The organism is Pseudohaemophilus paraphrohaemolyticus, assembly GCF_003253115.1.
GTDB lineage: Bacteria > Pseudomonadota > Gammaproteobacteria > Enterobacterales > Pasteurellaceae > Haemophilus_A > Haemophilus_A paraphrohaemolyticus_A.
The window spans coordinates 1-294 of the sequence record NZ_QEQF01000026.1; the positions used below are offsets into that span (position 1 = coordinate 1).

A 294-nucleotide genomic window follows, 5' to 3' on the forward strand; every position below is an offset into this window, starting at 1 on the left:
CAGAAACCGCTAAAGCTGACGCAGAAACCGCGAAGGCCGGTGCAGAGGCAGCACAAGGTAAAGCCGAAGCAGCTAAAGCTGGTGCAGAAACCGCTAAAGCTGACGCAGAAACCGCGAAGGCCGGTGCAGAGGCAGCACAAGGAAAAGCCGAAGCAGCTAAAGCTGGTGCAGAAACCGCTAAAGCTGACGCAGAAACCGCGAAGGCCGGTGCAGAGGCAGCACAAGGTAAAGCCGAAGCAGCTAAAGCTGGTGCAGAAACCGCTAAAGCTGACGCAGAAACCGCGAAGGCCGGTG

Annotated in this window: 1 protein-coding gene; it reads left to right on the forward strand. The window is 57.5% G+C overall.

All coding sequences use genetic code 11. From position 1 onward, the window contains the following. On the forward strand, window positions 1-294 hold a 294-nt coding region (locus DPV92_RS09755), incomplete at both ends, for a hypothetical protein (RefSeq protein ID WP_192574199.1).